At 71.0% G+C, this 24314-nt stretch carries 16 protein-coding genes and 1 pseudogene (1 of these 17 running past the window's edge); 11 read left to right on the forward strand and 6 right to left on the reverse strand.

Features of this window, described 5'->3' with window-relative positions:
* Positions 1-193 precede the first annotated feature (193 nt).
* From PG878_RS00685 to PG878_RS00700, 4 genes are all read right to left on the reverse strand, one after another.
* Entirely contained in the window at positions 194-1456 is a 1263-nt protein-coding gene (locus PG878_RS00685) for an alpha/beta hydrolase (protein WP_209029902.1), read from the reverse strand.
* 630 nt (positions 1457-2086) lie between these two features.
* On the reverse strand, positions 2087-2542 hold the full coding sequence (locus PG878_RS00690; protein WP_010341483.1) for a hypothetical protein: 456 nt from the start codon (positions 2540-2542) through the stop codon (positions 2087-2089).
* A 452-nt stretch (positions 2543-2994) separates the two neighbouring features.
* On the reverse strand, positions 2995-3900 hold the full coding sequence (locus tag PG878_RS00695) for a type II toxin-antitoxin system RelE/ParE family toxin (protein ID WP_209029901.1): 906 nt from the start codon (positions 3898-3900) through the stop codon (positions 2995-2997).
* Between the two features lie 208 nt (positions 3901-4108).
* The gene (locus PG878_RS00700; RefSeq protein WP_209029900.1) at positions 4109-6217 is read right to left on the reverse strand and encodes a methyl-accepting chemotaxis protein; all 2109 of its coding nucleotides are present in this window, start codon (positions 6215-6217) and stop codon (positions 4109-4111) included.
* A gap of 332 nt (positions 6218-6549) precedes the next feature.
* On the opposite strand from PG878_RS00700, the gene PG878_RS00705 reads away from it, so the two are divergent.
* From PG878_RS00705 to PG878_RS00730, 6 genes and pseudogenes are all read left to right on the forward strand, one after another.
* Positions 6550-7095, forward strand: a complete 546-nt coding sequence (locus PG878_RS00705; protein ID WP_209029899.1) for a YdeI/OmpD-associated family protein — start codon at positions 6550-6552, stop codon at positions 7093-7095.
* A 97-nt stretch (positions 7096-7192) separates the two neighbouring features.
* Positions 7193-8542 (forward strand): MFS transporter, encoded by a 1350-nt coding sequence (locus PG878_RS00710; RefSeq protein WP_209029898.1) that lies wholly within the window; start codon positions 7193-7195, stop codon positions 8540-8542.
* Positions 8543-8711: 169 nt separating this feature from the next.
* Entirely contained in the window at positions 8712-9311 is a 600-nt protein-coding gene (folE, locus tag PG878_RS00715; RefSeq protein WP_209029897.1) for a GTP cyclohydrolase I FolE, read from the forward strand.
* Between the two features lie 31 nt (positions 9312-9342).
* The gene (locus PG878_RS00720; protein WP_209029896.1) at positions 9343-10812 is read left to right on the forward strand and encodes a DUF3375 domain-containing protein; all 1470 of its coding nucleotides are present in this window, start codon (positions 9343-9345) and stop codon (positions 10810-10812) included.
* On the forward strand, positions 10799-11488 hold the full coding sequence (locus tag PG878_RS00725; protein ID WP_209029895.1) for a DUF4194 domain-containing protein: 690 nt from the start codon (positions 10799-10801) through the stop codon (positions 11486-11488). Before PG878_RS00720 ends, PG878_RS00725 begins: the two co-directional genes overlap by 14 nt.
* 101 nt (positions 11489-11589) lie before the next feature.
* A pseudogene (locus PG878_RS00730) lies at positions 11590-14967 on the forward strand (ATP-binding protein); the annotation flags it as partial.
* A gap of 541 nt (positions 14968-15508) precedes the next feature.
* On the opposite strand, the gene PG878_RS00735 reads toward PG878_RS00730, so the two are convergent.
* The gene (locus tag PG878_RS00735) at positions 15509-16282 is read right to left on the reverse strand and encodes a sulfite exporter TauE/SafE family protein (RefSeq protein ID WP_209029893.1); all 774 of its coding nucleotides are present in this window, start codon (positions 16280-16282) and stop codon (positions 15509-15511) included.
* A gap of 85 nt (positions 16283-16367) precedes the next feature.
* Between PG878_RS00735 and PG878_RS00740 the strand changes: the two genes are divergently transcribed.
* The 5 genes from PG878_RS00740 to bphP all read left to right on the forward strand — a co-directional run bounded on the left by PG878_RS00740 (position 16368) and on the right by bphP (position 24008).
* Positions 16368-16760, forward strand: a complete 393-nt coding sequence (locus PG878_RS00740) for a YchJ family metal-binding protein (RefSeq protein ID WP_209029892.1) — start codon at positions 16368-16370, stop codon at positions 16758-16760.
* A 344-nt stretch (positions 16761-17104) separates the two neighbouring features.
* Positions 17105-19315: a lytic murein transglycosylase gene (locus PG878_RS20880; RefSeq protein ID WP_244672506.1), complete on the forward strand. Its 2211-nt coding sequence runs from the start codon at positions 17105-17107 to the stop codon at positions 19313-19315.
* A gap of 784 nt (positions 19316-20099) precedes the next feature.
* The gene (locus PG878_RS00750) at positions 20100-21350 is read left to right on the forward strand and encodes a TCR/Tet family MFS transporter (RefSeq protein WP_209029890.1); all 1251 of its coding nucleotides are present in this window, start codon (positions 20100-20102) and stop codon (positions 21348-21350) included.
* 157 nt (positions 21351-21507) lie between these two features.
* Positions 21508-22107 carry a biliverdin-producing heme oxygenase gene (locus PG878_RS00755; RefSeq protein WP_209029889.1) on the forward strand — a complete coding sequence of 200 codons (600 nt, stop codon included), beginning with the start codon at positions 21508-21510 and terminating at the stop codon, positions 22105-22107.
* A complete protein-coding gene (gene bphP, locus PG878_RS00760; protein ID WP_209029888.1) occupies positions 22104-24008 on the forward strand; it encodes a bacteriophytochrome BphP in 1905 nt (634 codons plus the stop codon). Before PG878_RS00755 ends, bphP begins: the two co-directional genes overlap by 4 nt.
* Positions 24009-24029: 21 nt before the next feature.
* On the opposite strand, the gene PG878_RS00765 is transcribed toward bphP, so the two are convergent.
* Positions 24030-24314, reverse strand: partial view of a benzoate/H(+) symporter BenE family transporter gene (locus tag PG878_RS00765; RefSeq protein WP_209029887.1) — the final stretch only. 894 nt of this gene lie beyond the right edge of the window; 285 of the gene's 1179 nt are visible here — the last part of the coding sequence; the start codon falls outside the window, past its right edge; it ends in the stop codon at positions 24030-24032.

Genomic DNA, 24314 nt, shown 5'->3' on the forward strand with positions numbered 1-24314 from the left:
TCGCGCACGTGCTGTCGCGCAGCTGCGCACAATGCGCGGTCATCGTCGTCCCAGCATCAGCGCCCACATCGTGCAGCGCCTGCACCGCGCAGAAAAACACTGCCACGCCTGCGCCCAGGCGTGGCAGCCAGCGGGACGGACGATCGCAGGCGCCGGGGGAGGGAGTGCGCTTGCGTTATCGCCCGCCGCGACCTCAGCGGAGCGTGTCGAACAGTTGCTGGCGCACGGCGATGGTGCAGGCGTCTTCGGTGAACAGATGCTCCAGTGCACTGTTGTCGCTGGGCTTGCCGGTACCCAGGTCGAGCACGGTCGCCTGGTTGCTGCCGCGCGCCTTGAACGCGGCGATGGCGGTGGTGGCGTTCTTCAGCGGCACGGTGGCGTCGTTGTCCGAGCCGCACAGCAGGGTCGGGGTGCGCGGCGCCCAGTCGAGCAGGTCGTTGCGCTCCAGGTCGCGCAGGAACGGGTCGTTGGCGTTGCTGGCGAAGTCCTTGTAGAAGCCGGGCTGGAAGTACTGGCGGATCTTGTCCACGCCCGGCAGGGTGTCGCCGAGCACCAGGTCGGTCAGGCTCTGGTTGCCGGGGAACAGCTTCTCCACCTGCTTCGCCCACGGGTCCTGGAACACCTGCGACGGGTCGAGATAGAGGTTCTTGTAGGTGTGCTGCATGCCGACGATGGCGTAGCTGGCCAGGACGATGCCGAAGGTGTTCTCGCCCACGGCGTTGCGGCCGCTCCAGCTGTCGCGGAAGGTCTGGCTGAGCGCATATGGGCCGGAGATCGGCGCGCTGGCGACGAGGTTGAACTCGTTGGACAGGTGCGCTTCGATCTCGCGCTGGGTGGCCATGGCGGCATGCCCGCCCTGCGAGAAGCCGGTCAGCATGACCTTGCCCGACAACGGGGTGTTGAGCCGCTGCAGCACCTGGCGCGCGGCGCGCATCGCATCGATGGTGGCACTGGCCTCGGACGCGGCGTGCAGGTAGGGGTGGAACGCATAGGTGGACTGGCCGATGCCGAGATAGTCGCTGCTCACCACCACATAGCCCTGGGTGGCGAGGTGGGTGACCATGGTGTCGTCGCCCTTGGCGTCGCGGATCTCCTTGGCCTGCTCGGCGCGGCGTTGCGACTCGGTGCCCTGGCTGTAGCTCACCAGCGGGAACGGACCGGGGCACTGGTTGCCGCCGGGCACCAGCAGCGCCGCCGAGGCGGTGGTGGGTTCGCCCTCGACGCCGATGGTGGCGTAGGTGAACTCGGCCACGCGCACGTCGCACCTGGCCTGGTCGGGAGATTGATCGTTGGCCAGCAGCGTGGCGATCGCCTGGCGGGTATAGCTGGTCAGGACATTGCTCTTGAGTACGGTGCCGCGCGCCGGCGCCGCCGTGGCGGCGATGGGCAACAACGCGCCCGCGATGCCGATGAGGGAAAGTGCGTGCAGCGCCAGCCGATTCCGCTGTGTGGCCATGGAAACATCCTCGCAGTGATGCCCGGTCGCCCGGGGTGGGGGAGGGCGCAGACGCTACTATGTCGTCTGCATTATTTTCGCGACACAACGAGATAATGTTTATCTGCGGTATTGATTTGCGTGGCATCCGGTCGCAGGAATCGGCATGCGATGCCGGAAAATCCGGCCGCATGTCAGGGCGATGGCGTGCGATGCGCCACAGTGACGCTGAGGAAATGATGAAACATCCGCTGGTTTTCGCGCGAATTCAGCCGAATCCGGATGTTGTGCGCAGGCGGGGCCTGTGTGGCCGCATTTGTCTACGATTCGCGCACGTGACGTTTCAGGAGTTAATAATCTTGGTTTTAAATATAATCTTAGATTGGCGCGAGATAATCGGGGATATTGTCGTGCGATGTCCTGTGTCGAGGAAGGCTTGGACGGTGACAGGACACGGGCACGACAGTTCGCTGGGTCTGTACGACATGGCGCAACACGGCTGCTTCCGCGATGGCGATCGCTGCGCCGGCAGCACGACCGGCGCGCTGCGGCGAGATGGGGCCGTCCTGCGGCACAAAAAAAGCCGGCGGGCCCATTGGGGCCGCACCGGCTGCATTGCCGGCCCGTGCACGCACGGGCGGCAGCAGTGCCTCAACGCACCTGATACAGCACGGTGGCGCCGGGCTTGGGTTCGAACGCGGGCACGGTCTGCTGCTTCAGCGCGGTGCCCTTGGCGTCCCACACCAGGGTTTCGGACGGGTACTCGTCCTTGCGGGTCATCGCGTCGATCTGTTTGACGATCACGCTGGAGCCGGCGGCGACCTCCGGGTTCCAGGCGAACACGCCGAGCCTGCCGTAGAACACGGCCGGGGCGGTGGCGTCCAGGCGACGGTCCGGGCACATCACCAGGCCGCGGTCGAGCATCACCCGCAGCGCGCCCACCGGCACGGCCTTCACCGTGGGGGATGTGCGCTCGGTGCTGTGGCCGGGGCAGACGTTGGCCGAGCGGGTCAGCATGTCCTCGACCACCTGCCGGTCGGACTGGGCCAGCGCGGGCAGGGCGACGGCGGCGAGGGCGAGCGTTGCGAGGGGGGATTTCCAGGGCATGTCGAGACTCCTTCAATGGAGGAAAGACGCCGAACCGGGCGGTCCGTGCAAGGCAGCGACAGGCGGCCGCGGCGGCGCGGGCAGACTCTAGCAACCGCGCCGGCGGCGAATGCAAAGCGGGCGTGAGGGCCCGGGGAGTGTGGCTGCTTCGAGCGCGGGGCGCTGTGCAGGCTCCGCTTCGCATCGCCTGGGTCGCGGTTGAAACCGCTCCTACAGTCGGCGTATCGCTTTTTGCCTTGTTCAAATGCTGGCATCCCGGTAGGAGCGGCTTCAGCCGCGACGGGCGTTACCGGGAATGCCCATCGTGGCCGAAGCAACTCCTACGGGGGGCGGGTCGCTTGTCCGCTATGCAAGTGCTGTCGGGAGCGCTGACAGATGGTCCCTCCTTGTGAGAGGGACTTCAGTCCCGACTGCAGCGAGGCTGGACGCACCACTCTCCCGCGCGCGCCGGCTCAGCGATATGGCCCTGGCCCGCGCCAGACCAGTTCGCCCTGGTGATAGACCTGCAGCATGGTGATGACCTGGCGGGCATCGCCGATGTCCTTCAACTCTGGCGAGTCCGGCGGCAATGCGCGGCATTTGCCGGAGCCGCGGGTCAGGGCGATCTCCAGCGGGCAGACCATGCGGTACTCGGTGCCGGGCAGCAGGATGAACATCTCCTTCATGCCCTGCTGCTGCCAGGTGCGCAGCTGGCTCTCGCTGCCCAGGTCGTAATAGACCAGGTAGCCGCCGACCTCGAGGCTGGGCTGGGCCGCGTCCATGTCGTGGCGGTTGCCGCGGTTGCCGGGGCCGGCGGCCAGGCCGCTGTTGTCCGGGGCGGTGTCGGTGTCGAGCGCGCCGGGCGGGCGCCCGGTCCAGGTCTGCGGGCGGCGCTCGGTCGGCGGCGGCGGATTGCTGTCGGCGGTCTGCGCCGGGCTCGGTGCCGGGGCGTCCGCGGGCGGGGTGGGCGCCGGCGGTGCCGGGCGCGGTTGCGGCACCGGGGCGGGCGCGGGCGTGTCCGCCGCTTTCGGCGTGTCGACGCGATCGGGCGGCGGCACCGGGTCGTCGGATTGCGCGACCAGGGTGGATTGCACGGTGGTGGTGGCCCGCGTGCGCTTGGGCGCGGCGGACGCCGGCGGCGGGCTGGGCTTGGGCGGCAGCGGCTTCACTGGCTTGTCGCTGTCGCCCAGGAAGTCCACGCGGATCCGGCTGCCGCCGGCCGCGCCCTGCGGCGTGGACATGGTGGGCTTGGCCGCGTACAGCAGGGCGAGCGCCATCAGCACGTGCAGCAGCGCGCTGAGCAGCCAGGCGATCCAGCGCTGCCAGCGTTCGCTGCGGGTCTCGGCCGCGGCGCGCGCGCGGTGCGACGCGCGGCTCATGCCGTCGCGGCGGCGTCGGGGAGGCCAGCCTTCATGCGGTTCCGGGGAGGGGGCGAACGTGGGAGGCCGCCATCGTACCGCCTGCGCCGACTCCGGCCATGACAACCGATGCGATGGCCGGCATCACCCGACACCTGGCGTTCACGCGCTGGGGGCGGCCAGCCCCGCGTCGCCCGCCTGGGCGCACGGCGCGGCCGCCCGCGCGTGGTCAGACGTAGGCGCCGACCTTGAACACTTCCACCGCCTGGGTCAGCTGCGCCGACTGCTCCTCCAGCGATCGCGCCGCGGTGCTGGCTTCTTCGACCAGCGCCACGTTCTGCTGGGTGGTCTCGTCCATGCGCGCGATGGTCTGGTTGACCTGGGCGATGCCGTTGGCCTGTTCGTGCGAGGCGGCGGAGATCTGGCCCATCAGGTCGGTGACGTGCTGCACGCTGGCCACCACCTGGTCCATGGTGGCGCCGGCCTGGTGCACCAGCGTGGCGCCGTGGGCCACACGCTGCACCGAGTCGTCGATCAGGGTCTTGATCTCCTTGGCGGCGCCGGCCGAGCGATGCGCGAGGGTGCCGACTTCCGCGGCCACTACCGCGAAGCCCTTGCCCTGCTCGCCGGCGCGCGCGGCTTCCACCGCGGCGTTGAGGGCGAGGATGTTGGTCTGGAAGGCGATGCCGTCGATCACCGCGATGATGTCGGCGATGCGCCGGGAGGCGGCCTGGATGCCATCCATGGTCTCCACCACCTGGCCGACCACGTCGCGGCCTTCGCCGGCCACGCCGGCCGCGCCCAGCGCCAACTGGTTGGCGCGCTGGGCGTGCTCGGCGTTCTGCTTGACCGTGGACGTCAACTCTTCCATCGAGGCGGCGGTCTCTTCCAGGCTGGCCGCCTGCTGCTCGCTGCGCTTGGCCAGTTCCTGGTTGCCGCTGGCGATGTCCTCGGCGGCGAAGCCGATGCTGTTGGTGGTGCGCTGGATGTGCGCGACGATGTCGGTGAGGCGGTGCACGGTGCTGTTGGCGTCGTCGCGCATGGCGGCGAACACGCCATGGAAGTTGCCGCTCATGCGCACGGTGAGGTCGCCGTCGGCGATGCAGCGCAGCAGCGCGGAGAACTTGGCCAGGTTGGCGTCGGCGGTGGCCATCATGGTGTCGAGGTTCTCGACCATGGTGCGGAAGGCGTGCTCGAACTTCTCCGGTTGGCCGCGGTGGGCGAAGTCGCCGGCGCAGGCGGCTTCGGCCAGGGTCTGGATCTGCACGTTGATCGCGTGCAGGTTCTGCTTGACCTGCTGCATCGCCGCGGTGATCGCGGCCTTCTCGCCGGGGTACTGGGCGATGTCCTGGCTGAGGTCGCCGATGGCGTAGCGGCCCATCACCTCGGTGATGCGCAGCTGGGTCTGCACGTGCGCATCGACCAGGGCATTGGTGTCGGCGACCATGCGCCCGTACTCGCCGGGGAAGCGCTGCACGTCCATGCGGTAGCTGATGGCGCCGGCGTCGTGGCGCGCGGCCATCTCGCGTTGCGCGGAAATCACCTCGTGCAGGCGCCGCTGCATCTGCTGCATGGCGCGCAGCAACTGCCCGGCCTCGTCGTGGGTGGTGGCGGTGTCCGGGCTGCTCAGGTCGCCGGCGCCGATGCGCTCGGCCAGGCCCAGCGCCTGCCGCAGCGGGCGGACCACGCGGCGGGTCAGCAGCAGGGCGATCAGCGTGCCCAGCAGCAGCGCCAGCACGGTGCAGCCGACCATCAGCAGGGCGAAGCCGCGTGCGGTGGCCATCGCCTCCTTGGCGGCCTGGCGGTTCTTGGCTTCCTGCAGGTCGATGAAGGCGTTGATGCTGGCCAGCCAGTCGACGAAGGCCGGGCGCGCCTGCTGCAGCAGCAGCGCCTGCGCCTGCATGTTGTCGCCGGCATCGCGCAGTTGCCGCACCTGCGCGATCAGCGGCATGGTGCGCGCTTCGATGCCCTGGATGCGCTGCAGGATCGCTTTCTCCTGGGCGTCGCTGGAGGCGGCGAGCAGGGCGTCCAGCGGCTGCGCGGCGCGCGCGTAGTCGCCGGCCAGCTTGTCGATGGTCTGTTCGGTCGCCTGGCGGCTGGCCGCATCGTCCAGCAGCACCACGTCGCGCAGGGCGATGGCGCGGTCGTGCACGCTGCCGCGGAAGTTGATCGCGTAGCGCTGCTTGACGCTGTTGACTTCGTTGATGGCGGTGAGCCGCCGGTCGATGCTGTGGACGCGCTGGATGCCGACCACGGTGAGCAGGACCATCAGCACGATGATCGTGAGGAAGCCGAGCGCGAGGCGCTGGCCGATGCGCAGATGCGAAAGGACGTGCATGGGATCGGGGGAGTGGGGGAAGGAAGAGGGATCGACGGTGGGTGACGGCGGACGGGCAGGCAGGTTGCCTGCGCCCGCGTGACGCGCGCATCGCGCTGGTCCCGGGCCGGCGCATGGATAGCGGCGATGCCGGGTCGAACTGAAGGGAAGGCGCCCGGGTGTCTGCGGCGCGGTACGGGGAACGTGACGCGGTGCCTGTCTGCAGCGCCGATGGCGGCGCCCGCATCGGGCAGGGCGCTGGGTTTGCTGCCCGGCAAGACCCGTGTCGTGCGGCGCCACCGCCGCGCGCAGGTGCAGCATGGCCAGGCCATGCCCGGTGCTATGGTCCGCGCATGACCGGCTCCGCCGACCCGATCCGCTTCCAGGCGACCTTGCTGCGTCCGGCCGCACCGCCGGACGCGTCCTGGTGTTTCCTGCTGCTGCCTGCGGCGGCCAGCGCTGCCCTGCCCACACGTGGCCTGGCCAGCGTGGAGGGCCGGCTCGCCGGACACCCGTTCCAGGCCACGTTGCAGCCGGACGGGCGTGGCGGCCACTGGCTGCAGGTCGAGGAGGCGTTGCGGGCGGCCGCGGCGGTCGACGCCGGCACCACGGTGACCCTGGAGATCGCGCCGGTGGCGGTGGAGCCGGAACCCGCGGTGCCCGACGACCTGGCGCGCGCCCTCGCCGCGCATCCGCCCGCACGCGCGGCCTGGCACACGCTGACCGCGGTGGCGCGGCGCGACTGGATCTTCTGGATCGGCGCGGGCAAGCAGGCGCAGACGCGGGTCAAGCGCATCGCCAGCACCTGCGACATGCTCGCCGCGGGCAAGCGGCGGGTCTGCTGCTTCGATCGCTCGGGCATGTACAGCAAGGCCTTCGCCGCGCCGCAGGCGCAGTGAGCTGGATGGTGCGCACGCCCGGCGTGGCCGCCGTCGCGACAGGATCCTCGCACGCGCCTGCCTATACTCCCGCACGTCCATCCATGAGGCCCACCGCATGAGTGCATCCACCTCTTCGTCCGCCGCCGCCGCACCGGGCAGCCTGCGCCGCTCGGTGTCCAACACGCTCAAGGGCTCGGCCGGCAACCTGGTGGAGTGGTACGACGTCTACGTCTATTCGGTGTTCGCCACCTACTTCGAGTCGCAGTTCTTCTCCAAGGAGGACAAGAACGCCACCTTGTACGTGTGGGCCATCTTCGCGGTGACCTTCCTGATGCGGCCGATCGGCGCCTGGTACTTCGGCCGCTTCGCCGACCGCTACGGCCGGCGCATGGCGTTGACGGTGTCGGTGTCGGTGATGGCGGCGTGCTCGTTCCTGATCGCGGTGACGCCCACCGTGGCCAGCATCGGCGGCGCCGCGGCGGTGGTGCTGCTGCTGGCGCGCCTGCTTCAGGGCTTCGCCACCGGTGGCGAGTACGGCACCAGCGCCACCTACATGTCCGAGGCGGCGATCCCGGGGCGGCGCGGCTTCCTGTCCTCGTTCCACTACGTCACCCTGGTCGGTGGTCATGTGCTGGCGCAGGCGGTGCTGTTCGGGATGCTGCACTTCTTCGACAAGGGCCAGATTTCCGAATGGGGCTGGCGCGTGGCCTTCGGCCTGGGCGGCATCGGCGCGCTGGTGGTGTTCTGGCTGCGGCGCACGATGGACGAGTCGCTGACCTCCGAGTCCATCGCCGCGGCCAAGCAGGGCAAGGACACGGCCTCCGGCTCGCTGCGCGAGCTGTTCGTGCACCAGTGGCGCCCGCTGCTGCTGTGCTTCCTGATCACCGCCGGCGGCACCGTGGCGTTCTACACCTACTCGGTGACCGGGCCGAAGATGATCCAGACCGCCTTCGCCGGCGACGACGTCATGGCCGGCACCATCATCAACCTGGCCGCGCTGATCGTGCTGATGCTGATGCAGCCGGTGGGCGGCTGGCTCTCGGACATCATCGGGCGCAAGACCCTGCTGGTGTTCTTCGGCATCGGCGGCGTGCTCTACACCTGGTTCCTGGTGCTGGAACTGCCCAGGCAGAGCGACTGGCTGAGCGCCTTCGCCATCCTCACCGCCGGCTTCGTCATCCTCACCGGCTACACCTCGATCAACGCGGTGGTGAAGGCCGAGCTGTTCCCCACCCACATCCGCGCGCTGGGCGTGGGCCTGGGCTATGCGCTGGCCAATTCGGCCTTCGGCGGCACCGCGCCGCTGCTGTACCAGGCCTCGCTGAAGACCGGCCACGTCACCACCTTCGTCTGGTACGCCACGGCGGTGATCGCGGTGTCGCTGCTGGTGTACGTGTTCTTCCTGACCAACAAGGGCAGCAACTGGCTGGATCACGAAGGCGAGATGCACGCGCGCCGGCGCTGACCGGCGCGGCGCCGGCCCGGGCGATGCGCATGCCGCCCGGGCGCGGAGCAGGCGGACGCTGAACGGCGCACCCGGTATCGGCTGGGTCGCCCCGCCGCGCGGAGGCCGCGCATGCGGCGGCTGCCAGGCGACTCGGGTACCATGCAGCCCCCTCACGGGCGTTCCCCCCATGGCCGATCCAGACAACAGCTCCACTCCCCCGGTGACCCAGGCGCAGGCCGAAGACGCGGTGCGCACCCTGCTGCGCTGGGCCGGCGAGGACCCGACCCGCGAGGGCCTGCTGGACACCCCGCGGCGCGTGGCCGAGGCCTATGGCGACTGGTTCAGCGGCTACCGCGCCGACCCGCGCGAGTACCTGCTGCGCACCTTCGAGGAAGTGGCCGGCTACGACGAGCTGATCGTGCTGCGCGACATCGAGTACGAAAGCCACTGCGAACACCACATGGCGCCGATCATCGGCAAGGTCCACGTCGGCTACCTGCCGCGCGGCAAGGTGGTGGGCATCAGCAAGCTGGCGCGCGTGGTCGAGGCCTATGCACGGCGCTTCCAGGTGCAGGAGAAGATGACCGCGCAGATCGCCCAGTGCATCCAGGACGTGCTGCAGCCGCTGGGCGTGGGCGTGGTGGTGGAGGGCGCGCACGAGTGCATGACCACCCGCGGCATCCACAAGCGCGGCGTCAGCATGGTCACCTCGAAGATGCTCGGCACCTTCCGCGAGGACGCGCGCACCCGCGCCGAGTTCCTGCGCTTCATCGAGCGCGTGCGCTGAATCTGCGGATGCGGTGGCGGTCGGTTCCTGCATGAAGCCGCATGTCCGGATTGCCGGCTATCGCCAGTTGCGCGAACAGCCATTGTGGAAACTGCTCGCCGCCGACCATGCCCCGGAGCTGATCGGCCTGCTGCAGACCCTGCTCGGCGATGCCCAGCGGCGTCTGCCGGCGGACGTGCTGCACGAGCGCCTGCAGCGCCAGCTCGATGCGTTGAAGGACGACCAGCTCTCGCGCGAACTGCCGCGCACCGCGCAGGCCTACGTGGCGCACTGGCTGGCGCAGGGCTGGCTGGAGCGGCGCCTGCCCGAGGGCGATGCGCAGGAAGAATACGAACTGTCGCGGCAGGCGGCGCAGGCCATCCGCTTCATCGCCGGCGTGCGCGACAGTGCCAGCGTGGCTACCGAGAGCCGGCTGTCGCTGGTGATCCAGCAGCTGGTGCAACTGGCCGGGCAGACCGAGACCGATCCGGACGCGCGCCTGGCCGCGCTGCGCGCCGAGCGCGCGCGCCTGGACGCGGAGATCGAGCGCGTGGCCGCGGGCAAGCTGGCCGCGCTGGACGGCAAGCGCGCGCTGGAACGCACCCGCGACATCATCCGCCTGTCCGACGACCTGACCGAGGATTTCCGCCGCGTCCGCGACGATTTCGAGCGGCTCAACCGCGAGTTCCGCGAGCGCATCATCGACGACGAGGGCGCGCGCGGCGACGTGCTGGAGAAGTTGTTCGCTGGCATCGACGTGATCGGCGAGAGCGAGGCCGGGCGCAGTTTCCAGGCGTTCTGGAGCCTGCTCAACGACGCCGAGCAGAGCGTGCAGCTGGATGCGGCGCTGGAGGCGCTGCTGGCGCGCGGTTTCGCCCGCCGCCTGGACCGCCACGAACGCGCCTTCCTGCGCGGGCTCACCGGCACCCTGCTCGAGCGTGGTGGCCAGGTGCACGAGGTGATGCAGCATTTCGCGCGCAGCCTGCGTGGCTTCGTGCAGAGCCGCGGCTACTTGGAACAGCGCCGGCTCAACCAGTTGCTGAAGCAGGCGCAGGGCGAGGCGCTGCAGTTGCGCGACCACCTGCATGCCACCGCTGCCACCGGCTACGTGCTGCCGCTGAGCAGCGCGCGGCTGCGCTCGCCGTCGCAGTGGCGCCTGCACGATCCGCGCAGCCAGCAGGTGGACGGGCGGGTGCAGGCGGCCGAAGCGGCGACGATCTCGCTGGACAGCGTCGGCGACCTGGTGGCGCAGTCGGAGATCGACCTGCGCGGCCTGCGCAACGACCTGCACGACCTGCTCGGCCGGCAGCCGCAACTGAGCATCGGCGACGCGTTGCGGCAGCGCCCGGCGGCGCAGGGCCTGGGCAGCGTGATCGGCTACCTGGCGCTGGGCACCCGCCACGGCGTGGTGGTCGACGGCGAATGGGAAGCGGTGCAATGGGAGGGCGGCGACGGCCAGGTCCGGCGCGCACGCATCCCGCTGGTGTGGTTCACCAAGGAAAAACGCAATGAGCTGGTCTGACGAATTCCACGGCCACGACGCAGACGCCGGCGACGCCGCTGCGGCCACTGCCACTTCCGCTGCGGCCGATGCCGGCGCCGCGTTGTTCGCCGGCGACAGCGGCAGCCTGCCGCTGGAGGCGCGGCGCGCGCTGTGCCAGTTGCTGTCCGGCCCCAGCGTCGATGCCTACCGGCACGGCCCGCTGTGGCAGGCGCTGCTGCGCCACGAGGCCGCGATCCGCCGCGTGCTGAGCGAGCTGTTCCTGGAGCTGGTGCTGGACCGCGACGGCGGCGTGGCGTTCGCGCGCCAGGCCGACATGGGCGAGCTGGAGACCCCGGCGCTGCTGCGCACCGCGCCATTGACCTTCATCGAGTCGGTGCTGCTGCTGTTCCTGCGCCAGCAACTGGCCGAGGCCGACACCCGCGGTGAGCGCGCCGTGGTCGACGAGGCGCAGCTGCTGGAAGTGCTGTCGGTGTACGAGAAGAACGTCTCCACCGACCGCGCCGGTTTCGCGCGGCGGGTGCTGGCGGCGATCGCCAAGATGCGCGACAACCACCTGCTGTCCAAGCTGCGCGGCAGCGAGGATCGCTACGAAGTCTCGCCCGCGCTGAAGCTGCTGTTCTCGGCCGAGGACGTGCAGGCGTTGTCAGCCGCCTACCGCGGTCTGCGCGACGGCGCGGCCGAGGCGGCGCCGTGAGCAGCGTGCACGGCTAGCGGCCGTGTTCGCGCCTGCCGGCGGATGCGCGCCGGCCCTGCGGCCTGCCCTGGGGCCGCTTCCGTTTCCCCGATGAGTTCCCGATGACGTCCCTGTCCGAATCGTCCACCGTCCCCGTCGCTCCGTCCCTGTTCGCCGAGACCCTGGCCGAGCAACGCGCGCAGCAGTACCGCATGCGCCGCCTGCAGGTGCACAACTGGGGCACCTTCAACGGCCTGACCGACGTGCCGATCGCCGAGAAAGGTTTCCTGTTCGTCGGCCGCTCCGGTTCGGGCAAGTCGACCCTGCTCGATGCGATGTCGGCACTGCTGACGCCGCCGAGCATCGTCGACTTCAACGCCGCCGCGCGCGAGGCCGAGCGCAGCGGCCGCGACCGCAGCCTGGTGTCCTACGTGCGTGGCGCCTGGGCCGACCAGCAGGACAGCGCCTCCGGCGAGATCGCCACCCAGTACCTGCGCAAGGGCGCGACCTGGTCGGCGCTGGCGCTGGAGTACCGCAACGCGCAGGGCCAGGCGGTGAGCCTGGTGCGGCTGTTCTGGATCGCCGGCAGCGGCACTGCCGCGGCCGACGTGCGCAAGCATTACATGGTGGTGCCGCGCGGCTTCGACGTGGCCGCCGAGCTTGACGGCTTCGACCTGGATCTGCGCCGGCTCAAGCTGCGCCTGGGCGAGGACGTGCACCACTTCGACAGCTTCGCCGGCTACGCCGAGCGCTTCCGCCACCTGCTCGGCATCGGCAACGAGATGGCGCTGCGGCTGCTGCACAAGACCCAGTCGGCGAAGAACCTGGGCGACCTCAACGCCTTCCTGCGCAGCTTCATGCTCGACGAGCCGCGCACCTTCGAGGCGGCCGACCGCCTGGTCGAGGACTTCGCCGAACTCGACGGCGCCCACCACGCCGTGGTGACCGCGCGGCGCCAGGTCGAAACCCTGACCCCGGCGCGCGACTACCACGCCGAACTGCTGGCGCTGCGGCGCGGCGTCGGCGAACTGCGCGAACTGCAGCTGGGTATCGACGGCTACCGCGAACAGCGCCGCCTGGCCCTGCTGGACGCGCGCCTGCAGGAACTGGACACCCAGGACCGCGGCCTGGCCGGCGAGGAAGGGCAGCGCCGCGAGGCGCTGGACAACCACGAGCAGACCCTGGCCGAGCTGGAGACGCAGCAGCGCGCGCAGGGCGGCGAACAGGTCGAGGCGCTGGAGCGCGAACGCGGCCGCGTCGAGCGCGAGCGCGAAGAGCGCATGCGCCGCCGCAGCCAGGTCGAACAGGCCTGCCGCCAGCTCGGCATGGGCCTGGCAGGCAGCGCCAGCGGCTTCGCCGAGCAGGTGGCGCAGGCGCGCGCGCTGCGCGACGGCGTCGCCGGCGAGGCCAGCAGCCTGGACGAGGCGATCGCCGAGCGCATGGCCGAGCGCCGCGAGGACGAGCGCCGCTTCGCGGTCATCCGTACCGAGATCGAGGCGCTGCTGAAGGCGCCCTCGAGCATTCCCGCGCCGATGCAGGCGTTGCGCGCGCGGTTATGCGCCGAGACCGGGCTGTCCGAAGCGGCCCTGCCGTTCGTCGGCGAGCTGGTGCAGGTGGAGGCCGACCAGGCCGTTTGGCGCGGCGCGATCGAGCGCGTGCTGCACGGTTTTGCGCAGTCGCTGCTGGTCGACGAACGCCACTACGCCAGCGTCGCCGACTGGGTCAACAGGACCCAGCTCGGCACCCGCCTGGTGTACTTCCGGGTCCGCCACAACGCGCCGTTGCAGCAGCGCGAGCCCGATGCCAAGTCGCTGCTGCGCAAGCTGGAGCTGCGCGACCATGCCTATGCGCCGTGGCTGCGCCAGGAACTGGCGCGACGCTTCGACTACACCTGCGTCGATACCGTGGCGCAGCTGCGCGACGCCGAGCGCGCGATTACCCGCGAGGGCCAGGTCAAGCATCCGGGCGATCGCTACGAGAAGGACGACCGCCACGCGGTCGGCGACCGCAAGCGCTGGCTGCTCGGCTACGACAACCGCGACAAGCTCAAGGTGTTCGAGCGCGAGGGCCAGACCCTGGCGCAGCGCATCGCCGCCTGCGATGCCGACGTCGCCGCCCTGCGCAAGCAGCGCGAACAGGACCAGGGCCGGCAACTGGCCGCGCACACCTTGGCCGAGCGCGAGTGGGACGAGATCGACGTCGCGCCCAAGCTGCAGCGCCTGAGCGACATCGCCGAGCAACTGCTGCAGTTGCGCGAGGGCGATACCGCACTGCGCGCGCTGGGCGAGCAGATCGCCACCGTCCGCGCGCGCCGCGACCAGGCGCGCCGTACCTACGAGGACGTGCGCCTGGAGCGCGCGCAGGTGAGCCGCGAGCGCGCGCGGCTGGAAGCGCAGCGCGAGACCTGCGCCGCGCGCGTGGCCACCGCGGTGATCGGCCCGGCGCAGATGGCGGGCCTGGACGCGCGGCTGGCGGCGCTTCCACCGCTGAGCCTAGACAACCTGGAAGCGCATCTGCGCAGCGTCGAGCGCGGCCTCGGCGAACAGCTGGCGCAGAGCCAGGCGCAGGACGCGCGGCTGAGCCAGCAGGTGCTGGACTGCTTCCGCCGTTACTGCCAGCAGTGGCCGGAGGACAGCGGCGATTTCACCGTCAGCCTGGCCAGCGCCGACGATTTCCTGGCGCGCCTGCAGCGCCTGGAGAGCGACGGCCTGCCGCGCCACGAAGGCCGCTTCTTCGACCTGCTGCAGACCCAGAGCAAGAACAACCTGCTGGCCCTGCAGCGCTACACCGCCGAAGCGCACAAGGCGATCAAGCAGCGCATGGACGAGGTCAATGCCAGCCTGGAACAGGTGCCGTTCAACCGAGGCACCCTGCTGACCATCGAGGTCAGCGACCGGCGCCTGCTTGAGGTGCAGGAGTTCCAGCAGCAGTTGCGCGCCGTGCTCGGCCATCAGCAGACCGAGGACCGCGCGTTGGCCGAGGCGCAGTTCGCCATGTTGCGCGGGCTGGTGCAGCGGCTCGGCGCGCAGGAGCCGGAGCTGCGGCGCTGGCGCGAGCAGGTGTTGGACGTGCGCCAGCACGTGGAGTTCGTCGGCGTGGAACTGGACGCGGACAGCCGCGCGCAGGTGGAGATCTACCGCAGCGGCGCCGGCAAGTCCGGCGGCCAGCGGCAGAAGCTGGCCACCACCTGCCTGGCCGCGGCGCTGCGCTACCAGCTCGGCGGCGAGGACGGCGAACTGCCGCGCTACGCCGCGGTGGTGCTGGACGAGGCCTTCGACAAGGCCGACAACGAGTTCACCGCGCTGGCGATGAACATCTTCGAGAACTTCGGCTTCCAGATGGTGGTGGCCACGCCGCTGAAGTCGGTGATGACGCTGGAACCGTTCATCGGCGGCGCCTGCTTCGTCGAGATCAGCGGCCGCCACAACTCCGGCGTGCTGCTGATCGAATACGACGAACAGGCGCACCGGCTGAAGCTGCCCGAGCGCAGCCGCAACGAGGCGGCGGCGCCTGCGGTGGAGCCGGCCGCGGCGGTCGATCAGGCCGACGCCGAACTGCCGCCGCCACTGGTCGCTGACGCAGCGGATGCAACCACGGATGCCGTCGCGGACGCCGTTGCCGCGCCGGCGCGTGCATCCGGCAAGGCGCGCGCTGGCCGCAGTAACAGCGTGCAACAGCCGACCACGCTCAAGACGCCGTCGGCGACGTCAGGCAAACGTGCACGCACTGCTGGCGCGACGCCTGCGGTCAAGGCCCCATCGGCAAAGGCACCACGCAAGTCCGCTGCGGCCGCGGTTGCTGCACTTCCCCCCACGGCAACGCGGTCGGCCGTGCGGTCGCCTTCGGCGAAGACCGCAAAAGCCGCCACAGCCAGCAAACCTGCGAAACCGGTCAAGGTTGCGGCGCGCAAGACGCCTCCGACCGCCAAGCGCCGCGACGGCTGAGCGGTGCTGGCTGCCACGCGCGTGCCCACGGGCATGCGCGCGGCAGCCGCGTTGGGAGGACAGGCACGCCGCAATCGCGCCGCGCCGCGTACTGCATTCAGTGCAACAAGTCCCAACCCATCTTGCCGATCAGCACCACCACCAGCACCAGGAACAACCGCCGGATCAGCGGCGTGCCGCCGCGCAGCGCCAGCCGCGTGCCGGTCACCGCGCCGGCCACGTTGGCCACCGCCATCGGCACCGCCGCAGCCAGCAGGATCTTGCCGCTGGGCACGAAGAAGCACAGCGCCGCCAGGTTGGTGGCCAGGTTCACCACCTTCGACGCAGCCGAAGCGCGCAGGAAATCCAGGCCGAAGAAGCGGATGAACAGGAAGATCAGGAAGCTGCCGGTGCCCGGGCCGAAGAAGCCGTCGTAGAAGCCGATCGCCGCGCCGATCGCCAGCGCGATCGCCAGTTCGCGGCGGCCGATGTGGCGCGGCCGGTGCAGCGCGCCGAAGTCCTTCTTGACCAGCGTGTAGCCCAGCATCGCGATCAGCAGCACCAGGATCAGCGGCCGCACCGCCTGTTTCGGCAACAGGCTCACCGCGGTGGCGCCGAGGAAGGCGAACACGAACGCCGTCGCGGTCGCGTACAGCACCGGCCGCCATGGCAGGCGCACGTGGCGCGCGTAGCGCCAGGCGGCGGTGCCGGTGCCGGCCATGGCGCTGAACTTGTTGGTGCCCAGGACCACCGCCGGCGTCTGTTGCGGCAAGGTCGCGAACAACCCGGGCAACTGGATCAGGCCGCCGCCGCCCACCGCCGCGTCCACCAGCCCGGCGACGAAGGCGATGCACAGCAGCCAGGGCAGTTCGGTGGGGATCGACTCGAGCACGCCGGCGCTCCGTGCAAGGGGCCGCAAGCATAGCCGCCGTCGGCCGCGGCGTGCGCAGCGGCGCGTCAGCCGGCACAATCGGCACATGCCACCGTCTACGCCGCGCCTTGCCGATCCCTGCCCCTGCGGCCGTCCGCGCGACTACGCGCAGTGCTGCGGGCCGTACCACGCCGGTGTCGCGGCGCCGGATGCCGAATCCTTGATGCGCTCGCGCTACAGCGCCTACGTGCGCCAGGACGCCGACTACCTGCGCGCGAGCTGGCATCCTTCGACCTGCCCGGCGGATCTTGCTCTGGATACGCATACCACCTGGCTCGGCCTGACCGTGCAGCGGGTCGTCGACACCGGCGCAGACACCGCCGAGGTCGCCTTCCTGGCGCGCTATCGCATCGGCGGCGGCAGCGCCGTGCGCATGACCGAACACAGCCGTTTCGTACGCGAAGACGGGCGCTGGTACTACCTCGACGCGCTGGACTGAACCGGCGCCCGTCGCGCCAGCGGTGCGTACGACCGCGTTCCGCCCGTTCGTTCGCAAGGCTGTCGTCGGTCCTCTTGCGTTTGGAACGCGCGCTGCGGATAGCGAACGCCATGCCTGCCGCGACCGCGCGTCGCGCGATCTGCCGACAAAGTCACACGCAGACCACTCAGCCGGTCGTGTGCCGTCTTCCGGCCGCACCGCGTGAGCGGGGTGCACACGCGGCGGTTGTTTATGATGTCGGCCCTGCCGTTGGCGAGGATGTTGCGATGATGCGTTTGGCCTGGATCCTGTTGCTGGCGGCCCCGTGCGCGCTCGCGCAGACCCCACCCGCGGCGGTGCCGTCCATGCCCGATCCGGCCTTCGCCAGCTGCGTGGCCGGCCTGCGCACGGCCGCGGCGAAGGCGGGCGTCGCCGAGGCGTCGTTCGATCGCTTCACCGCCGGCCTGCAGCCGGACCCGAGCGTGCTGCCGCTGCTCGACGCCCAGCCCGAGTTCACCACGCCGATCTGGGATTACCTGGCCGGCCTGGTCGACAGCCAGCGCATCGACGATGGCCGCGCCATGCTGGCCGCGCATCGCGACCTGCTCGCGCAGGTGGCGCAGCAGTACGGCGTGGACCCGGAGACCGTGGTCGCGGTGTGGGGCGTGGAGAGCGACTACGGCCGCATCTCCGGCAAGCGCCCGCTGCTGGTGTCGCTGCTGACCCTGTCGTGCGAAGGCCGCCGCCAGCCGTTCTTCCGCAGCGAACTGTTCGCCCTGCTGAAGCTGCTGCAGGCCGGCGACCTGCGGCCCGAGGGCCTGACCGGCTCCTGGGCCGGCGCCTTCGGCCACACCCAGTTCATGCCCAGCACCTACGCCCGCGTCGCCGTGGACGGCGATGGCGATGGCCGTCGCGACCTGGTCGCCAGCATTCCCGATGCGCTGGCCTCCACCGCCAACTACCTCAAGCTGGCCGGCTGGCAGAGCGGTCAGCCGTGGGGGCTGGAGGTGAAGCTGCCGGACGGCTTCGATCCGGCGCTGGCCGGGCGCACCCAGCGTCGGCCGCTGTCGGACTGGCGCGCGCGCGGCCTGACTGCCGCCGATGGCAGCGCGCTGCCGGCGCTGGCCGCGCAGACGCCGGCAGCGGTGCTGATCCCGGCCGGCGTGCATGGCCCGGCGTTCCTGGTGTTCCGCAACTACGACGCGATCTACGCCTACAACGCCGCCGAAAGCTATGCGCTGGCGATCGCGTTGCTGTCCGACCGGCTGCGCGGCAAGCCCGGGCTGGTCGCCGCCTGGCCGACCGACGATCCGGGCCTGGGCCGCCCCGAGCGGCGCGAACTGCAGACCCTGCTGCTGGCGCGCGGCCACGCCATCGGCCAGGCCGACGGCGCCATCGGCACCGCCACCCGCCGCGCGATCCAGGCCGAGCAGCAGCGTCTGGGCCTGCAGCCGGCCGACGGCCGTGCCGGGCAACGCATCCTCGACGCGCTGCGCCGCGAGGCTGGCGGCGCGCCCGCGACCCCCGCGCCGACACCGGCCACGCCGCCGTCGTCGCCGCAATCGCCTGCACCGGCATCGTCGCCCGCACCCGCACCGACGCCGACACCTACAAAGACGCCGTTCGGCGGCACGCCGCCCACCGCGTTCCGGCTGCCGGCCGGCTACCCGGCCTTCGCCCAATCCCCCGCGCCACGGAGCATCCATCCCATGTCCGACGTCCCCGGCCTGAGCACAGGCGACTTCCACGGCTATCCCTCGCTGCTGGTGGAGACCCCGCAGTCCACCGCCGCGATCAGCCTGTTCGGCGGCCAGGTGCTGTCGTTCGTGCCCAAGGGCGGCACCGACGCGCTGTGGCTGTCGCCGGACGCGCAGCCCACGCCGACCCCGATCCGCGGCGGCACCCCGGTGTGCTGGCCGTACTTCGGCCGCCAGGGCCAGGGCGACGCCGTGCCCGCGCACGGCTTCGTGCGCACCGTGCCGTGGCAGCTGCAGGACGCGCGGCGCGAGGCCGACGGCAGCCTGGTGCTGACCCTGGCGCCGCCGGACTTCGACGACCTGCCGCTGCGCCTGCGCATGCAACTGCGCATCGGCGCCACCCTGGAGCAGCGCCTGGTCACCGACAACGTCGGCACCGCGCCGGCCCGCTTCACCCAGGCGCTGCACAACTATTTCCGCGTCGCCGACGCCACCCAGGTGCGCGTGCAGGGCCTGGACGGCCTGGAGTACCTGGACAAGTTCGAGAACTACGCCACCGCGCATCGCCAGCACGGCGACTGGAGCCTGCAGGATCCGCGCGACCCCGGCCGCAGCGACCGCATCTACACCGGCGCCGGCGGCCGCTACACCCTGCTGGACCCGGGCCTGCAGCGCCGCATCGAGATCGCCACCACCGGCAGCCGCACGCTGGTGGCCTGGAACCCGGGCGAGGCCGGCGCGCAGAAGATGGCCGACGTCGGCCCGCACTGGCGTCAGTTCGTGTGCCTGGAAGCGGCCAACGCCGGGCCCGAGGTGATCGAACTGGCCCCGGGTGCCCAGCATGTGCTGCAGCAGACCATCTCCGTCGTGGCGTTGTGACCCCTGGTGGATGGCGGCACCGCGTGCGGCGGACCGGCGGTCGGCATTGGTGACGGCCCCGCCGTGACCGCGGCGCCGGCGCGCCTTGCTGGCGTGCGTCGCGCCGCTGCCTCCGCCGGACCCTCGCCCCCGACCCCTCTCCCGGCGGGAGAGGGGAGTGGCTCGGTGTAGCCGGACGTGCTGCCGACCCAATTGGGCCAGCGCGCAGACGTCAGGGCACCTCCAATCACCGCAGGAAGTATCCCGTAGGAGCGGCTTCAGCCGCGACGGGGCCATCCCGGTAAAGCCCGGTCGCGGCTGAAGCCGCTCCTACCGTGCAATCCGTAGCCGGCCCCGATGGCGCCGGATGCAGGTTATTGGAGGTGCCGTTCAGTCCCAACGCGATGGCCTCTGCGGCGCGGCTTAACCGGCTCGTCGCCTTCCGCCTCCGCGGTGATGCGAGAGAGGCTTCAGCCCGGCGCGCGATCGGCCAGCCTCCCATCGTGGGAGGGACTTCAGTCCCGACGCGATGATCCCGGCCGGTCGCAGTCGGCGCCACGCCTGCGGCGAGCGGTGCAATTGGACTGGCGATGCAAGAGGGGATCGGCCTCCACCTGCAACCGGCCAAGCCGCAGACCCATTGTTTTAGTCCCGACGCGACGATCTCCGCCGTTCGCGATCGGAATCGCGCCGGCCGCACCCAGCCCAGCCACCGCGCTGCGGCAGGCAGGCGGCGCTGTCCACTCCGGCCTCCCGCACCCGCAGCGGCGCCGATTACACTGCCGCGTCCGCCAGGAGGCCTGCCGTGCACGCTCCGACTCCCGCTGTCCGCTCACGCCGCGCCGCGGTCGCCTTCATCTTCGTCACCCTGCTGATCGACGTGCTGTCCTTCGGCGTCATCATTCCGGTGCTGCCCACGCTGGTGCGCGGCTTCACCGGCGGCGATTTCGCCGCCGCGGCCCGCTGGGTCGGCTGGTTCGGCTTCCTGTTCGCCGCCCTGCAGTTCGTCAGTTCGCCGCTGCAGGGCGCGCTGTCCGACCGCTACGGCCGGCGCCCGGTGATCCTGGCCTCGTGCCTGGGGCTGGGCGTGGACTTCATGGTGATGGCGCTGGCGCAGAGCCTGCCGGTGCTGCTGCTGGCGCGCATGGTCTCCGGCGTGTTCTCGGCCAGCTTCACCTCGGCCAACGCCTACATCGCCGACATCACCCCGGCCGACAAGCGCGCCCAGGCCTACGGCATCATCGGCGCCGCGTTCGGCGTCGGCTTCGTGGTCGGTCCGCTGCTCGGCGGCTGGCTCGGCAGCCTGCACCTGCGTGCGCCGTTCTGGTTCGCCGCCGGGCTGGCCCTGCTCAACTTCCTCTACGGTCTGTGGGTGCTGCCCGAGTCGCTGGCGCCGGAGCGGCGCACTGCGCAGGTGGACTGGGCGCACGCCAACCCGTTCGGCGCGCTGCGCCTGCTGCGGCGCTATCCGCAGGTGTTCGCGCTGGCCGCGGTGATCTTCCTGGCCAACCTGGCGCACTACGTCTACCCGAGCATCTTCGTGCTGTTCGCCGACTACCGCTTCGGCTGGGGGCCGAAACAGGTCAGCTGGGTGCTGGCCCTGGTCGGCGTGTGCAGCATCGTGGTCAACGCCGTGCTGGTGGCGCGGGTGGTGCGCCGCTTCGGCGAGCGCGGCGCGCTGCTGTTCGGCCTGGGCTGCGGCGTGATCGGGTTCGCCATCTACAGCGTGGCCGGCAGCGGTGCGCTGTTCCTGCTCGGCGTGCCGATCAGCGCATTGTGGGCGGTGGCCGGGCCGGCCGCGCAGGCGATCGTCACCCGCCACGTCGGCGCCGACGCGCAGGGGCGCATCCAGGGCGCACTGATGAGCCTGGTCAGCCTGGCCGGGGTGATCGGGCCGCTGCTGTACGCATGGGTGTTCGCCGCCTTCATCGGCCCGCATGCGCTGCTGCACTTCCCTGGCGTGCCGTGGTTGCTGGCGGCGCTGCTGCTGGGCGGCGGCTGGATCGTGGCCTGGCGCCGCGCCCGGGTACCCGACGCCGCGGTGGCCGGCGGCTGAGGCGCAGCGCAGGCGGCGCGTCCGGCATGAACGGCTCAGTTTGCGGCATGGACGTCGTCGTCTCCCGCGCGGCCTCGCCTGGCACCGCGCGGTCGCGATTGTTACGCTGTGTCCTCTCTTTCGTCGCGGCCGGCCGGCTGCTGTACCAGTCGCCTGCATGATGTCCCCTCCCGACGGAACCGCCCTGCCGTTGACCGCTGCGCGCCTGCTGCGCGAGGCCACTGCGCAGCAGCACCAGGCCGTGGAAGACCTGCCGGCGATGCGCGCGCTGATGGATCCGGCACTGTCGCTGTCCGCCTACGTGGAGGTGCTGCGTCGCCATCACGCGGTGCTGGCCGGCTGGGAACGGCGCGAAGCGGCCTGGCTGCGCGACTGCGGCGATGCGCCGTGGCGGTACCAGCCGCGCACCCCGTTGCTGGCGCAGGATCTGCATGCCCTGCAGGCAACGCCGCCAGCGCCGCAACCGCCGCCGCCGGCCGCCGACGACGGTACCCGTTGGGGCATGCTCTACGTGGTCGAAGGCTCGCGCCTGGGCGGGCGGGTGATCGCCCGGCACCTGCGGCAGACCCTGTGTGCCGCAGCGCCGGCGCTGTCCTATTTCGAACTCGGCCATGCCGATCCGGCCGCCTGGCGACATTTCCAGCAGCGCCTGGAGCGGGCCTTGCCGAGCGCGCCGCGGCGACAGGCCGCGGTCGACGGCGCCCGTGCCATGTTCGCGCACTTCCATACCCACTTCGCCCTGGAGATCGCCGCATGAGCGACATCGTCGTGCCCCTGGACATGGACGCCTGCGCACGCGAGCCCATCCATATTCCTGGATCGGTGCAGCCGCACGGCGTGCTGTTGGTGATCGAGCCGCAGGACGGGCGCATCGTCCAGGCCAGCGCCAGCGCCGCCGACCTGTTCGGCCGGCCGCTGGACGCCGTGCTCGGACAGCGCTACGACAGCCTGCTCGTGCTGGAGGATCCGCGCACGCGTTTGTTGCCGGACGCAGCCGAACGCAGCGACCTGGCCTATGTCGAAGTGGGCTTCAAGGACGCGGCCGCGACGCAGCGCTGGGTCGGCGCCTGGCATCTGTACCCGGAGCAGTGGCTGCTGGAACTGGAACCGCGCGATGCGCCGCTGGCCGACGCCACCCTGCGCGAAGCGCTGCCGGCGCTGCGCCGGCTGGAGGCCGACCACAGCATCGAGGACGCCTGCCAGCGCGCCGCCAAGAGCCTGCGCAGCCTGATCGGCTACGACCGGGTGATGATCTACCGCTTCGACGACGACTGGAACGGCGACGTGGTCGCCGAGGCGCGCGCGGCGGAGCTGGAGCCGTATCTCGGCCTGCACTATCCGGCCAGCGATATTCCGGCGCAGGCCCGCGCGCTGTACCTGCGCAACCGCGTGCGCCAGATCGCCAACGTCGGCTACGTGCCGTCGCCGATCCAGCCCACCCTGCATCCGCGCCTGCGCGCGCCGGTGGACCTGAGCGACGTCAGCCTGCGCAGCGTCTCGCCGGTGCACCTGGAATACCTGGCCAACATGGGCGTCACCGCCACCCTGGTGGCCTCGATCGTGGTCAACGACGCGCTGTGGGGGCTGATCGCCTGCCACCACTACCGCCCGTATTTCTGCAACCACGAGATGCGCGATGTCGCCGATGCGCTGAGCCGCGCCTTGGCCGGGCGCATCGGCGCGATCACCGCGGTGGCGCGCGCGCGCACCGAGTCGGTGCTGCTGACCGTGCGCGAGAAGTTGATCACCAACTTCAACGACGCCGAGATGCTGACCGCGCCCATGCTCGACGAGATGGCCTCGGACCTGCTCGACGTGGTCGATGCCGACGGCGTGGCGGTGTTCCATGGCGACCACGTCACCCGCCACGGCATGCTCCCGTCGACCGAGGACCTGGCGCGGATCCGCGAACAGATCGAGTCCACCCATCACGAGGCGCTGCGCCACGACGCGGTCGGCGCGCTGCATTCGGATCAGATCGGCGAGACGTTCCCGGCGCTGGCCGATCTGGCGCCGCTGGCGGCCGGCTTCATCTTCGTGCCACTGATGCCGCAGGCGCGTAGCGCCCTGCTGTGGACCCGCCGCGAGCAGGTACGCACGGTCAACTGGGCCGGCAATCCGCAGCTGGCCAAGCTGCAGGACATCGCCGGTTCGCGGCTGTCGCCGCGCAAGAGCTTCGACCTGTGGCAGGAGACCGTGCGCGGCCGCGCATTGCCGTGGTCGCCGATCAGCCTGGAATCGGCGCGCAGCCTGCGGGTGCTGATCGAACTGATGGAACGCAAGCGCTTCCAGCAGGATTTCGCCCTGCTGGAGGCCTCGCTGTCGCGGCTGCGCGAACCGGTGGCGATCGTCGAGCGCGGCGACGGCCCGCGGCCCAGCCGCCTGGCCTTCGTCAACGAGGCCTTCGCCGCGCTGTACGAGCGCGAGGTCGCCGACCTGATCGGTTGCGACCTGGAGCGCCTGTACGCCAGCGATGCCGTGCTGGTCGAGACCCAGCGCATCGACACCCTGCTGCGGCAGGGGCGCGCGGCCTACGTCACCCTGCCGCTGCGCGTGGACGGCAGCACGGCCGTGCACCGCCAGTTCGACTTCGAACCGCTGCCCGATCACTCCGGCGTCGCCAGTCACTGGCTGCTGCAGCTTCGCGACCCGCGCTGAATCCCGACCGGCGGCCGCCCCTCAGCGGGTGCGCCGCCACAGCGCCAGCGTCGCCGCGCCGGCCAGCAGGCCCCACAAGGCCGCGCCGATGCCGAACAACGACAGGCCCGAGGCGGTGACCAGGAACGCGATCAGTGCCGGCTCGCGCTCGTGTTCCTCGCGCAAGGCCGCCGCCAGGCTGTTGCCGATGGTGCCGAACAGCGCGATGCCGGCGATCGCCATCACCAACTCCCGCGGGAAGGCCGCGAACAGCGCGGCCACGGTGGCGCCGAACACGCCGATCAGCACATAGAAGACCCCGGCGAA

Origin of the sequence: Xanthomonas hawaiiensis (assembly GCF_031834635.1) — a bacterium.
Lineage (GTDB): Bacteria > Pseudomonadota > Gammaproteobacteria > Xanthomonadales > Xanthomonadaceae > Xanthomonas_A > Xanthomonas_A sacchari.